Origin of the sequence: Devosia ginsengisoli (assembly GCF_024707105.1) — a bacterium.
In the GTDB taxonomy this organism is placed as follows: domain Bacteria; phylum Pseudomonadota; class Alphaproteobacteria; order Rhizobiales; family Devosiaceae; genus Devosia; species Devosia ginsengisoli_A.
The window spans coordinates 163,871-177,119 of record NZ_JANQAJ010000005.1 but is presented as its reverse complement, the minus strand read 5'-3'; the positions used below and the strand labels follow the sequence as shown (position 1 = coordinate 177,119).

The 13,249-nt window shown below is 63.9% G+C and carries 13 protein-coding genes; 2 read left to right on the top strand and 11 right to left on the bottom strand.

Features of this window, described 5'->3' with window-relative positions; genetic code table 11:
* Positions 1-3: 3 nt before the first annotated feature.
* Entirely contained in the window at positions 4-861 is an 858-nt protein-coding gene (purU, locus tag NVV79_RS02320; RefSeq protein ID WP_303986381.1) for a formyltetrahydrofolate deformylase, read from the bottom strand.
* Positions 858-1,817 (bottom strand): VOC family protein, encoded by a 960-nt coding sequence (locus tag NVV79_RS02315; RefSeq protein WP_303986379.1) that lies wholly within the window; start codon positions 1,815-1,817, stop codon positions 858-860. The genes purU and NVV79_RS02315 overlap by 4 nt, the downstream gene beginning before the upstream one ends.
* 225 nt (positions 1,818-2,042) lie before the next feature.
* On the opposite strand from NVV79_RS02315, the gene NVV79_RS02310 reads away from it, so the two are divergent.
* Entirely contained in the window at positions 2,043-2,963 is a 921-nt protein-coding gene (locus NVV79_RS02310) for a methylenetetrahydrofolate reductase (RefSeq protein ID WP_303985870.1), read from the top strand.
* A gap of 71 nt (positions 2,964-3,034) precedes the next feature.
* Complete coding sequence (locus NVV79_RS02305; protein WP_303985867.1) at positions 3,035-4,201, top strand: 5-methyltetrahydropteroyltriglutamate--homocysteine S-methyltransferase; 1,167 nt, start codon at positions 3,035-3,037, stop codon at positions 4,199-4,201.
* A gap of 154 nt (positions 4,202-4,355) precedes the next feature.
* On the opposite strand, the gene NVV79_RS02300 is transcribed toward NVV79_RS02305, so the two are convergent.
* The 9 genes from NVV79_RS02300 to NVV79_RS02260 form a co-directional block, all read right to left on the bottom strand.
* Positions 4,356-5,069, bottom strand: a complete 714-nt coding sequence (locus tag NVV79_RS02300; RefSeq protein ID WP_303985864.1) for an ABC transporter ATP-binding protein — start codon at positions 5,067-5,069, stop codon at positions 4,356-4,358.
* The gene (locus tag NVV79_RS02295; RefSeq protein WP_303985862.1) at positions 5,062-5,820 is read right to left on the bottom strand and encodes an ABC transporter ATP-binding protein; all 759 of its coding nucleotides are present in this window, start codon (positions 5,818-5,820) and stop codon (positions 5,062-5,064) included. Before NVV79_RS02295 ends, NVV79_RS02300 begins: the two co-directional genes overlap by 8 nt.
* On the bottom strand, positions 5,820-6,719 hold the full coding sequence (locus NVV79_RS02290; RefSeq protein ID WP_303986377.1) for a branched-chain amino acid ABC transporter permease: 900 nt from the start codon (positions 6,717-6,719) through the stop codon (positions 5,820-5,822). Before NVV79_RS02290 ends, NVV79_RS02295 begins: the two co-directional genes overlap by 1 nt.
* A 99-nt stretch (positions 6,720-6,818) precedes the next feature.
* Positions 6,819-7,682: a branched-chain amino acid ABC transporter permease gene (locus tag NVV79_RS02285; RefSeq protein ID WP_303985859.1), complete on the bottom strand. Its 864-nt coding sequence runs from the start codon at positions 7,680-7,682 to the stop codon at positions 6,819-6,821.
* Between the two features lie 295 nt (positions 7,683-7,977).
* Positions 7,978-9,156 (bottom strand): ABC transporter substrate-binding protein, encoded by a 1,179-nt coding sequence (locus NVV79_RS02280; protein ID WP_303985857.1) that lies wholly within the window; start codon positions 9,154-9,156, stop codon positions 7,978-7,980.
* 258 nt (positions 9,157-9,414) lie between these two features.
* Complete coding sequence (gene pcaF, locus NVV79_RS02275) at positions 9,415-10,617, bottom strand: 3-oxoadipyl-CoA thiolase (RefSeq protein ID WP_303985855.1); 1,203 nt, start codon at positions 10,615-10,617, stop codon at positions 9,415-9,417.
* The gene (locus tag NVV79_RS02270) at positions 10,617-11,291 is read right to left on the bottom strand and encodes a 3-oxoacid CoA-transferase subunit B (RefSeq protein WP_303985852.1); all 675 of its coding nucleotides are present in this window, start codon (positions 11,289-11,291) and stop codon (positions 10,617-10,619) included. Before NVV79_RS02270 ends, pcaF begins: the two co-directional genes overlap by 1 nt.
* Positions 11,288-12,010: a 3-oxoacid CoA-transferase subunit A gene (locus NVV79_RS02265; RefSeq protein WP_303985849.1), complete on the bottom strand. Its 723-nt coding sequence runs from the start codon at positions 12,008-12,010 to the stop codon at positions 11,288-11,290. Before NVV79_RS02265 ends, NVV79_RS02270 begins: the two co-directional genes overlap by 4 nt.
* Before the next feature lie 360 nt (positions 12,011-12,370).
* Positions 12,371-13,204, bottom strand: a complete 834-nt coding sequence (locus NVV79_RS02260) for a helix-turn-helix domain-containing protein (RefSeq protein WP_303985846.1) — start codon at positions 13,202-13,204, stop codon at positions 12,371-12,373.
* Positions 13,205-13,249: the final 45 nt, after the last annotated feature.

The following is a 13,249-nucleotide window of genomic DNA, read 5'->3' as shown; positions in this document are numbered from 1 at the left end:
CTGCTAGCGCTGGAATACCACAGTCTTGTGCTTGTTGATCAGCACGCGATCTTCAAGGTGCCAGGTGACGGCGCGGGCGAGGACGCGGCGTTCGATATCGCGGCCCTTGCGCACCAGATCGTCGGGCGTATCGGCATGGCTGACCGGTTCGACATCCTGGCAGATGATCGGGCCTTCATCGAGGTCTGCGGTAACGTAATGCGCGGTGGCGCCGATCATCTTGACGCCGCGCTCATGGGCCTGGTGATAGGGCTTTGCCCCCTTGAAGCCGGGCAGGAAGGAATGGTGGATGTTGATGCAGCGACCGGCGAGATACGAGGAAAAATCGTCGGAAAGGATCTGCATGTAGCGGGCCAGCACGACCAGTTCGGCCCCGGTCTGCTCAATGATGGCTTTGACCCAGGCTTCGTGTTCGGCCTTGGTCTCTTTCGTCACCGGGCGATGGTGATAGGGAATACCTTCCATCAGGGTAAGGTTCAGGGCCTCGCGTGGATGGTTGCTGACGATGCCCACCGCCTCGATATGCAGCTCGCCGATGCGCATGCGGTAAAGCAGGTCGCCCAGGCAGTGGTCGAATTTGGAGACGAGGAACAGGACCTTGCGCTTCTGGCCGGCCGGGCGCAGCGAGAAATCGAGCTTGAGGCTGGCTACTTCGGCGGCAATGCCGGCGCGGAAATCGGCCTCGGGCGCGAGCATGGAAAAGCCGACGCGCATGAAGAACATGCCAGTGGCCGGATCGTCGAACTGGTGCGCCTCGAAAATATCGCCGCCATGGCTGGCGATGCGCGCGGCCACGGCCGCCACGATGCCGCTGCGATTGCTGCATCGCAGGGTGAGAATGTAGTCGGTCACTGCGGTCAGCCCTTCCTGCCCACCGGGGGCGTGCCATGGGTGTGGAAGGTGTCGATGGTCTTGAGGCCCCAGGCCTGGCCCTTCTTCCGCTCGGTTTCGGTCCAAGTCACGGTGGGCCAATCGGGCCGCAGGATCAGCCGCGCTCCGGCATTGGCCAGTTCGACACGGTTGCCCGCCGGCTCCCAGACATAAAGGAAGAAAGTGCCCTGGATGGCGTGCTTGTGCGGGCCGGTTTCGATATGGACGCCATTTTCGAGGAAGATATCGGCGGCGCGGAGGATGTCCTCGCGCTGATCCACGGCATAGGTGACGTGGTGGAAGCGGCCGGTTTCGCCGGTGTGATCTTCCGAATAGGCGACGTCATAGCTCTTGTTGTTGACGGTGAACCAGCAGCCGCCCAGGCGCCCGTTGTCGAGCAGGATTTCTTCGGTGACGCGACTGCCCAAAGCCTCGGTCATGAAGGCTTTGATGGCGCGCACATCCTTGGCGAGCAGGTTGAAATGATCGAGCCGGCGGGGCGAGCAGCCGCGGCCGTGATAGCGCTGGGCGATATTCTTGAGCGCCGGGCGCTCGTCGGGCGGCGCCTCATAGACGCGCGTGTCGTAGTAGAGCTCGAAAATGTGGCCATCGGGATCGGTGAAGCGGAAGGCGCGGCCGTGGCCGTGATCGCCATCGACCCAGCCGATGGCGCAGCCCATCTTTTCGATCACCTTGACTCGCCGCTCCAGCGCCTCGGGCGACGATGTGCGGTAGCCGACATGGCCGATGCCGGTCGTGTGGTGGCGGGTGAGCTTGAGCGTGTGGAACTCGTAATCGTCGAAGGCGCGCAGCCAGGCGACGCCGGGCTCGATGAGGCTGGGTGTCAGCCCATAGACGCGGGTGAAGAAATCGAGGCTTTCCTCGAACCGGTCGGTATAGAGCTCGATATGGCCGAGATGGGCGACATCGAAACACGGCTCGACCATGCGGTTTTCCTCCCTCTGCTCCCCACGTCGCCAATGCAGCGGCCCGCCCTTTTCGGCGTGTTCCGCTTCGCTCATGCGCGGGTTTGTGTATGCACTATGCGATATCGCATCAGGGGTTGCAACGGCTGTTTGTGGCGTAATTTGCTGAATATCGGCAGTTTTTCGACTCTTCTTGATTCGACTCGCAATCACTATGTATACATGATGATGACGAGGAGGGTCGGTATGGCATTGCTGAATTTCGACATGCGCCGGGATGTGCCGGCATCGCAGACGCGCATTGCCGGGGCGATGGCGGGCTGGTCCATCGAGGTCATGCCGCGCACCGCGGCCAAGGTGGAGAGCTTCCGCGCGCTGCTGCCCGAGGGCACGCTGGTCTATATCGCCCACATTGCCGGCACTGATATCGAGGACATGGTGGCGACGGCGCGGCGGCTGCATGAAGAGGGCTTTGCGGTGATGCCGCATTTTCCCGCGCGCGGCATTGCCGACAAGGCGATGCTGGAAGACTGGATCAGGCGCTATCGCGACGAGGCGGGCGTCAGCCGGGCGCTGCTGTTAGGCGGGGGCAATGCCGAGCCGGCGGGGGATTTCGACTCCTCCATCCAGTTGATCGAGACCGGGCTGTTCGACCGTTTCGGCTTTACCCGGTTGCATGTGGCGGGACACCCGGAGGGTAACAGGGATATCGATCGGAACGGGGGTACTGACAATGTGGACAGTGCCCTGATGTTCAAGCAGGATTTTTCGGCGCGGACCGATGCTGACATGGCCATCGTGACGCAATTCGCCTTCGATACGCAGGCGGTGACATCATGGGCCGAGCGCATTGCCGATATGGGCGTGACGCTGCCTATTCATGCCGGGATTGCGGGACCGGCGAAATTGCAGACGCTGATCCAGTTTGCGCTGAGCTGCGGAGTGGGCCCGTCGGTCAGCGTGTTGCAGAAGCGCGCGCGCGACGTGACGCGGCTGCTGATGCCCTATGAACCGACCGAGGTGGTGGCCGGGTTTGCCGACTATATGGCGCGCCATCCCCATGGGCTGATCAGCCAGTTGCATGTGTTTCCGCTGGGCGGGATCAAGGTGGCGGCCGAGTGGATGAACCGCCATGCGCCAGCCGAAGCGGCGCTGGAAGCCAATTGAGGGCAACGTATACATTCGCTGCGGATTGAGGGGTGAGGCGGCGTTGATACTTGCCGAGCAGGCCCTCGCCTGTGTACACGAACAGGCAGGACTGCCGCATCAGGAGACTCAGCGATGACCACTGCCCGCCCCCTTTCCGTGCCGACCATGTCGGATCGCTGCTGCGCAGTTCGGCGGTGAAAGAGGCGCGGCACCGCTATTATGACGAGAAGGCCATTCCGCGCGAGGAACTGGCTGAAGTGGAAGACGCGGCGATCCGCGACGCCATCAAGCTGCAGCAGGATGTGGGCCTGCCTGTGGTGACCGACGGGGAAATCCGCCGCTCGTTCTGGCATTACGATTTCATGCAGGACCTCGATGGCTTCAAGTTCGTCGAGCGCGACGTGGCCACCGGCCACAATTTCAAGGGCGCCAATACCAGGCCGATCTTCCCCACCATTACCGGGCCGGTGGATTTTCCCGCCGACCACCCGATGCTCGAGCATTTCAAGTTCGTCGCGGCCAATACCAGCGTGATGCCGAAGATTTCGATCCCGGGGCCGAGCTGCTGCCATTTCCGCGTGGCCAATGACGATATCGGCCACAAGCCCTATCGCGACGATCTCGAGCTGCTGTTTGCCGACCTGTCCAAGGCCTACAAGAAGGCGGTTCAGGCGTTCTACGATGCCGGTTGCCGGTATTTGCAGATGGACGACATCTTCTTCGCCTATCTGTGCGACCCCAAGATCCGCGCCGAGAAGCAGGCGCAGGGGCTCGATCCGGACTGGCTGATCGAGCACTATGCCAAGATGATGCATGACGCGATCGACGGGCGGCCGGACGACATGGTGATCGGCATGCATATGTGCCGGGGCAATTTCAAATCGACCTGGATCGCCGAAGGCGCCTATGACCCGGCGGCCGATGCCGTGTTCAACCAGACCGGCGTCGATATCTATTTCATGGAATATGATACCGAGCGCGCCGGCGGGCTCGATCCGCTGCGGCTGCTGCCCAAGGGCAGCAAGCGCGTCATGCCCGGCTTCATCACCACCAAGGTGGGCGAACTCGAAGACATCGACAGCCTGCGCCGCAAATTCGACGAGGCGGGCAAATTCGCCGATATCGAGCAGATGGGCATCGCGCCGCAATGCGGGTTCTCGTCCACGGAAGAGGGCAATGCGATCACGGTGGATGACCAGAAGCGCAAGCTGGAACTGGTGGTGAAGACGGCCGAGGCGATCTGGGGTTCGGTGTAAGCCGACGCTGGACGTCACCCAACCACCGCGCGTCACCCTCGGGCTTGACCCGAGGGGTCTGCACTTGCGGAACGTTGAGTAAGTCCAGTGCCCTCGGGTCAAGCCCGAGGGTGACGATCGCGTGTGGGGTGAGTGCGGGAGACAGGTGAATAGCCTAAGCCCCCAGCTTCAACCCCAGATACCGCTCCAGCGTCGCATTATCCCGCAGCAGGTCGGCTGACTTTGCGCGATGGGCGATCATGCCGCGTTCGAGGATGATGGCGTCCTGCGTCAGGCGCAGGGCGACTTCGGCGTGCTGTTCGACCAGCACCAGGGCGATGCCCTCGTCGGCGGCCATCTGGCGGACGGCGGCGGTGAGTTCCTCGACGATGATAGGGGCGAGCCCCTCGAAGGGCTCATCGAGCAGCAGCACGGCGGGGTTGGTCATCAGCGTGCGGGCGATAGCCAGCATCTGCTGTTCACCGCCCGAGAGCTGGTTGCCCATATTGGTGCGGCGATCGGCGAGGCGCGGGAAGAGGGCGTAGATGGCGGTGAGGGTCCAGCGGCCGGGGCGGGCGATGACGGTGAGGTTTTCCTCGACCGACAAAGAGGGGAAGATATCGCGTTCCTGCGCCACCCAGCCCAGGCCGAGCCGGGCGCGTTTATGCGGAGCGAGCCGGGAAATGTCCTGGCCGCGCCAATGGATTGAGCCGCGGGCCAGGCTGACGAAGCCCATGGCGGTGAGCAGCAAAGTGGTCTTGCCGACGCCGTTGCGGCCGAGGAGAGCGAGGCTGCCATTGGCCGGCAGGGCGAAGGAAATGCCGTCGAGCACGACGGCTTCGCCATAGCCGGAGCGGACATCGCGGAATTCCAGCAGCGGCTCAGCCATGCCCATGCCCCAGATAGACTTCGCGCACCCTGACATCGCTGCGCACGGTTTCGGGATCGGCCTCGAGCAACACGCCGCCGCCCACCAGCACAATGATGCGGGTGGCGAATTTGAAGACGATATCCATGTCGTGCTCGATGAAGAGCACGGAAATATCCGATGGCAGCGCCGATATCACCGAGAACAGGGCCGCGCTTTCATCCTTGGGTACGCCGGCCGCGGGCTCGTCGAGCAGCAGGACGCGCGGGCGGGTGGCGAGGGCCAGGGCGATTTCGAGCAGGCGCTGCTGGCCGTAGGGCAGAGTGCGGGTGGTGCGGGTGGCTACATCGGCCAGGCCGAGCTGGGAGAGGATGGTGAAGCTCTCCTCGATGGCGTCGCCATGGGCAGCGAGCCGCTTCCAGAACTGGCCGGCGGTCCGCTCGCGCTCCATCACCGCCAGGGTGACCGCCTCGATGGGGGTAAGGTCGGGGAAGAGCGTATTGATCTGGAAGGTGCGGCTGAGGCCGCGCCGCACGCGATGGGCGGGGGCGAGGCTGGTGATATCGCCGCCTTCGAGCTCGATGCGGCCGGCATCGGGCTTCAACTGGCCGGTGAGCAGGTTGATCAGCGTGGTCTTGCCGGCGCCATTAGGGCCGATCAGCGCGTGGCGGGCGCCGCGCGGCAAAGCCAGGGCCACGTCGCGCGTGACTTCCAGCTTGCCGAAATTCTTCCGGAGCGCTTCGGCGCGCAATACGATGTCTGGCTCGGCCATCAGTTGCGCCTGTCCACGATGCGGGCGAGGAAGCCCAGAATGCCCTTGGGCATGAACAGCACGACCACCATCAGCAGGATGCCGATGCCGAAATACCAGTATTGCGGATTGATGCCGGCCAACTGGTCGCGCGCCACGAGGAAGATGATAGTGCCGAGAATGGCGCCATAGAGCCGCCCGGTGCCGCCCAGGATGAGCATGACGACCACATCGGCCGAGCGCTCGAAGCTCAATGAATCCAGCGCCACCGTATTGGTGGTCTGCGCCATGAGCGCGCCGGCCAGACCGGCGATGGATGCCGAAATGGCGTAGATCAGCCGCAGGTGCCCCTTGTGGTCGGCGCCGATGGCCGGCATGCGCTTGACGTTTTCGCGGATGCCGCGCAGGGCGAGACCGAAGCTGGAATTGACCAGCCGGCGGCTCAGCAGGAAACAGAGGAACAGCACGGCGAGCGCATAGGCATAGCCGGTATAGCCCCACAGATCGAACTTGAACTGGCCGAAAATGGGCCAGGTGCGGATGCCCCGCAACCCATCGGTGCCGCCTGTCAGCCAGGGCATGGCATTGGCCAGTTCATAGGTGAGGAAGCCCAGGCCGAGCGTGACCATGATCAGCGCCAGATGCTGCACGCGGGTGATGAGGAAGCTCACGACATAGCCGATGACGCCGGCAAAGATGCCGGCCATCAGCAGGCCGGAAATGGGCTCACCCCAGCCGCGCACGCTGATGATGCCGGCGAAATAGGCGCCCAGACCGAAGAACATGGCGTGGCCGAGCGTGACGATACCGGCATAGCCCAGGATCAGATCGACCGAAATGGCGAAGAGCGCCGCGATGGCAATCTGGCTGGCCAGCGGCAGATAGGTCGGGAACAGGATGAAGGGCAGCAGGGCTGCCAGCCAGAACAGGATTTCGAAGGGCGACCAGCGACTGCGGCGGCGCAGCCAATCACGAGATCTCGACGGGGGCGGGAGCGGGCGTGGTCATGGTCCCCTCCCCTAGCGCTTGCCGAACAGGCCGAGCGGCCGCACGAGCAGGATGGCGACCAGCAGCAGATAGATGAGGAAGCTGCCGATTTCGGGCCAGAAATACTTGCCGGCCACGTCGCCAATGCCGAGGAGGGCCGCGCCGGCGAAGGAGCCTGATATCGAGCCGAGACCGCCGACTGACACCACGATCAGCACATAGACCAGCATCTGGAAGCCGAAGGAGGGCGAAAGGCCGACGATTTCGACGGCCAGCGCGCCGCCGAGGCCAGCCAGGCCACAGCCCAAAGCGAAGGTAATGGCAAAGACGCGTTCGACATCGAGCCCCAGACCCTGCGCCATGCGCTGGTTATCCACCGCGGCGCGAATCTGTGCGCCGAGCCGCGTGCGCTCCAGCCCGAAGACCAGAAGCGCAGTGATGATGAGCGCCACCAGGATAATGAAGGCGCGATAGATGCCGAAGCGGATGCCGCCGATTTCGACCGAGCCGCGCAGCCAGTCGGGCAGGATAATGACCTGCTGCACGGTGCCGAAGATGAAGGTGGCGGCCGCGGCGGCGACGAAGACCACGCCGATGGTGAACAGCACCTGGTTGAGCTCGCCGGCCTTGTAGAGCCGGCGGAACAGGGTGCGCTCGATCATCACGCTGAGCACGGCCATGGCGATGAAGGCCAGAGGCAGGGCGACGAGGAAGGGCAGGCCGAGCTGGCGCATGACGGTGACGGCGACATAGCCGCCGAACATGCCGAAGGCGCCATGGGCCAGATTGATGAAATTCATCATGCCGAGGGTGACCGACAGGCCCACCGACAGCAGGAACAGCAACATGCCAAAGGCGAAGCCGTCGAACAGGACGATGACAATCTGGCTGATCATGGAGTTGGTCCTACCGGATCATGCTGCATGTTGGACGACGCACCTTACATAGCCTGGGGTGTCTGGACAGGTTTGCCCACTGTTTTCCACCGACGCCTCAGTCGTCTCCCTCCCCCTTGTGGGGAGGGATCAAGGGTGGGGGTGTCGGAGGTTCCGCGAACGCCGAGTTTGCGGGACGCTCGACACCCCCACCCTGCTCGATCACGGACTTAGCAAGCTAAGTCCTATCTCGCTTCCCTCCCCACAAGGGGGAGGGACACACAGATCGGGGCTTTCCGGCTTCAGCGACAGCTAGCTACTGCGCGGCGCCGTGCAGCGGGTCCTTCACATTCGGGATCTCGTGCACGATCACGTTCTGCAGCTCGCCATCCACTTCCTGGACTTCGCGGATATAGACGGTCTGGATGACGTCACGGGTTTCCGGGTCGATGGACATGGGGCCGCGCGGGCTGTCCCAGGCCATGCCCTTGGCGGCCTCGATCAGGGCATCGCCGCTGGTGTCGCCATTGGTGGCCTTCACCGCCTCGTAGATGAGATGCATGCCGTCATAGCCGCCGATGGAGAACAGGTCGGGCTCACGGCCATTATTGGCGGCGGTATAGCCGTCGACATAGGCCTTGTTCAGCGGATCGTCGCGTTCCAGCGTATAGTGGAAGGTGGTGATGATGCCGCGGGCGGTTTCGCCCATGCTTTCCAGCGCCTCGGGGTGAGTCAATTCGCCCTGGCCGAGCACCTTGATATCGGGCGGTGAGAGGCCGCGATCGACCAGCGCCTTGCCGATGGCAGCAGGCTGGGCGCCGCCAGGCACGAAAATGTATACAGCTTCGGGATCAGCATCGGCCACGCGCTGCACATAGGCGGAGAAATCAGGGTTGGCGACCGGGGTGCGGTCGGCGCCGACAATGGTGCCGCCGGCTTCGGTGAAGCCCTTGGCGAAGGAGGTTTCGGCGTCGATGCCAGGGCCGTAATCGGCAACCAGCGTATAGGCCTCGCGCACGCCCTGTTCATAGGCCCAGGTGCCGAAGGCGTAGTTGACCTGGGGAATGGTGACCGAGGTGCGTACGATATAGGGCGACTGTTCGGTAATGACCGAGGTGGCGGCGTTCATCACCACCATCAGTTTCTGCGCTTCAGTGGCGATTTCGGCAGCGCCGAGAGCCTCGGGCGTCAGGGCGAAACCGGCGAGAATGTCGACATTGTCGCGCACCACCAGTTCCTGCGCCAGGCGCCGGGCAACGTCGGGCGCCGGGCCGCCGGTGTCGCGCTTGATGAGTTCGATCTTGCGGCCGGCAACCTCGTCGCCATGCTCGGCGATATAGAGATCAATGCCGGCCTGGAGCTGGTTGGCGGCGTCGGCGAAAGGCCCCGAATAGGGCAGGATGACGCCGATCTTGAGCGTTTCCTGCGCCACGGCGCCTGATGACCAGGCCACACCAAGCCCAAGCACCATGGCCAAAGCTGTCGTTTTCAACATGAAGTCCTCCCTCTGCGTTGACGTGATGGCGCCGGGTCTTTGCGACCTCGTTGGGTGCCAACGTGTCCGGGAACTGTATACACGATGCACGGTTTCGCCAAGGGGAGGCGTGGGACAAACGGCGCGCCACCCATGCCGGCCGGAGCGCAGCGGCAATAGGCCAGCGCGGCGCTAAGCCATTGAAAAGCAATGGCGCGCTGACATGGGTGAATCAGGTCGCTTTTCGAGTGTTCGCGCTTGCTTCCCCGTCTGCGCCCGCTAGACCCGTTCGAGCGCGACGGCGATGCCCTGGCCGACGCCGATGCACATGGTGGCCAAAGCACGCTTGCCGGTGCCCAAAGCCAGTTCCAGCGCTGCGGTGCCGGCGATGCGGGCACCGCTCATGCCGAGCGGATGGCCCAGCGCGATGGCGCCACCGTTGGGATTCACCTGTGCGGCGTCTTCGGGGATGCCGAGATCGCGCAACACCGCGATGCCCTGGCTGGCAAAGGCTTCGTTGAGCTCGATGACGTCGAAATCGGCGGGGGACAGGCCGAGCCGGGCACAGAGCTTCTTGGTGGCGGGAGCCGGCCCCATGCCCATGATGCGCGGCGGCACGCCAGCCGTCGCCCCGCCGAGGATGCGGGCGATGGGAGTGAGGCCATATTTCCTGGCAGCGGCTTCGCTGGCGACGATCAGCGCCGCGGCGCCGTCATTGACGCCGGAGGCATTGCCGGCGGTCACCGTGCCATTGGGGAAGAGCGGGCGGAGCTTGGCCAGGGTTTCCACCGTGGTGCCGGCGCGCGGATGCTCGTCGGTATCGACGACAACAGGATCGCCCTTTTTCTGCGGGATGGTGACGGGCACGATTTCCCTGGCGAGGCGTCCGCTCTGTTGGGCCGCCACGGCCTTGTCCTGGCTGCGTACGGCAAAGGCGTCCTGCGCTTCGCGGCTCACGCCGAAGTCCTGGGCCACATTCTCGCCGGTCTCGGGCATGGAATCGACGCCATATTGCGCCTTCATCAGCGGATTGACGAAGCGCCAGCCGATGGTGGTGTCGTAAATCTCGGCATTGCGCGAAAAGGCCGACGCGGCCTTGGGCAGCACGAAGGGGGCGCGGCTCATGGATTCGGTGCCGCCGGCGATGAGCAGTTCGGCTTCACCGGACTTGATGGCGCGGGCGGCCGTGATCAGCGCGTCCATGCCGGAGCCGCAGAGGCGGTTGATGGTGGTGCCGGGCACGCCGACCGGCAGACCGGCCAGCAGCAAGCTCATGCGGGCGACATTTCTGTTATCCTCGCCGGCCTGGTTGGCATTGCCGAAGATCACGTCATCGACTGCCTCCCAATCGACGCCGCCATGCGCTTCCATCAAGGCCTTGAGCGGAATGGCGCCGAGATCGTCGGGGCGGACGGCAGACAGCGAGCCGCCGAAACGGCCGATGGGGGTGCGCTTATAGGCGCAGATAAAGGCTTCCGTCATTATGAGACCTCCGGCGCGACGAGATCGGCGATAGGGCCGGGAACGAGCAGTTCGCCGCCGGTCACCGCCTGCAATTGTTCGATTGTGAGGCTGGGCAATTTTTCGCGTAGTACGAAGCGGCCATTCTCGATGTCGATGACGGCGAGGCTGGTATAGACGCGGGTGACGCAGCCGACCCCGGTCAGCGGCAGAGTGCAGCGCTTCACCAGCTTGGGGCGACCATCCTTGGTGACATGGTCGGTGATAACGGCGACGCGCTTGGCGCCATGTACCAGATCCATGGCGCCGCCCACAGCCGGCACGCCTTTGGGGCCGGTCGACCAATTGGCCAGATCGCCATTTTCGGCCACTTCATAGGCGCCCAGGATCGCCACATCCAGATGCCCGCCGCGCACCATGGCGAAGCTGTCGGCATGATGAAAGAAGGCCGCGCCGGGGCGCAGGGTGATCGCCTTCTTGCCGGCGTTGATGAGGTCCCAGTCCTCTTCGCCTTCGGCCGGCGCTTCGCCGAAATTCAGCACGCCGTTCTCGGTGTGGAAAATGGCCTGCTTGCCCGGCGGCTGGAACTTCGCGACCATTTCGGGGAAGCCGATGCCGAGATTGACATAGGCGCCGTCGTCGATGTCCTGCGCGGCGCGCCAGGCGATCTGGGCGTTGGAGAGCTTGGTCGTCATGCGTATGCAACTCCTTCACGCATCAGGGCCTCTTCCTGTTTCGCGTCGGCCACTTCCACCACGCGATTGACGAAAATGCCGGGCGTGACGACGTTTTCCGGATCGATCTCGCCGGGTTCGACGACTTTCGTCGCCTGCACGATGGTGAGCGTGGCAGCGGCAGCCATGAGCGGGGAAAAATTGCGGGCTGCCTTGCGATAAGTGCAATTGCCCAGCCGGTCGGCCAGTTCGGCCTTGATCAGGGCCGCGTCGGCCTTGAGCCAGCGTTCCTGCACGTAATGCTTGCCATCGAATTCGGCCACCGGCTTGCCCTTGGCGACATCGGTGCCGTAGCTGGCCGGTGTATAGAAGGCCGGTATCCCGGCGCCGCCAGCGCGGATGCGCTCGGCCAGGGTGCCCTGCGGCACGATTTCGAGGCCGATCTGGCCGGCCAGGTATTTTTCGGTGAAGGCGCGCGGATCGGCCGAGCGGGGGAAGGAACAGATCATCCTGGCCACCATGCCGGCATCGATCATGGCGGCGATGCCGATGCGGCCATTGCCGGCATTGTTGTTAACGATCGTGAGGTTGCCGGGGCTGCCGGTGGCCTTGTAGCGATCGATCAGAGCGTGGATCAGCTCGATCGGCGCACCGGAGCCGCCGAAACCGCCAATCATCAGCACCATGCCATCTTCGATACCAGCTACCGCGGTAGCAAGATCGGCGACCGTCTTGTCCATGGGCAATTCCTCAGGTGAGTGGTGGGCTGAAATACGCATCGGCGGACGAGGCTCGCAAGGCATTTGTGCGATATGTTGCATTTGTTCGAATATCGCACAAATATGAGGGTGATTACTGGGGAGTTCTGGCGTGGTTGAGGGGAGCGAGCGGGCGTGAGAGATGCGCGCGGGGGAACGCCACTCGCTCGACCTCGTGGTTCGACAGGCTCACCATGAGGTCTCTGGAGGTGTAGCGGTTGGTGGGGCGTTTGGTATGCATGGCGCGGCGCTGGAGGCGCTTGGGCGAGCGCCGCTTGTTCGACCTTGTGGTTCTACGGGCTCCCCTGAGGTCTCCGGGAGCAGGTGTTTTGGCGGTGTGCGCTAGCCTTCCAGCCGGTTGCGGAAGGCGGCGGGGGTCACGCCCAGCACGCGTTTCAGCACGCGGGTGAAATAGGCCGGGTCCTCATAGCCCAGCCCGGCGCCGATCTGCTTGATGGTGAGGGTGGAGAACAGCAATTGCCGCCGCGCCTCGAGGGCGATGCGGCGCTCGATGAGCGTGAGGGCCGAAATGCCGAGCTCCTGCCGGCACACGCGGTTGAGATGGGTCTGGCTGAGGCCCAGTTCGGCGGCGTAATCGGCAATGCGGCGCGTTTCGCGGAATTTGCGGTCGACCAACCCGCGAAAGGCATTGGCATGCAGGCGGGCGCGGGCGGCGCCCCGGCTGCGCGGGGCCGGCAGATTGCGGGCGCGATGCAGGGCCACCTGCAGCAGGGTGATATGGGCGCGCATCGCCAGATCGTGCCAGCCGCCCGGCCGGTCGGCTTCGGCCAAGAGGGTTTCGAGCACCGCGTTTACCTCGGCTGTGCCAATGCCGATCACCCCTGACGGCGGCGCCTCGAGCTCTTCGGCCAGGTCGCGCTCCAGCAAGGTCACCACCACGCCTTCGACATCCTGGCTGAACACGTAGCCATGCACGGTCAGCGCCGGCACCACGACGATGACCGGTGGTTTGAGATCGAAGCCGGTGCCATCGAGCGTTACATGGCCCCAGCCGCCGGTGAGGCTCAGGAGCTGGAAGAAGCGCTCATGCCGGTGCGGGGCGATGCGATATCCATGCAGGCGACTGCGTGACTGGATGGTTTCCCAATGCAGCCAATCCTGCTGGCGGCCGCCATCCGCCTCGCCGTAAAGCGCATATGTCGGAACCTCGTTCATGTTCGGATAGTGCAAGAGATTGCGCACCCTGTCCATTCACCAACC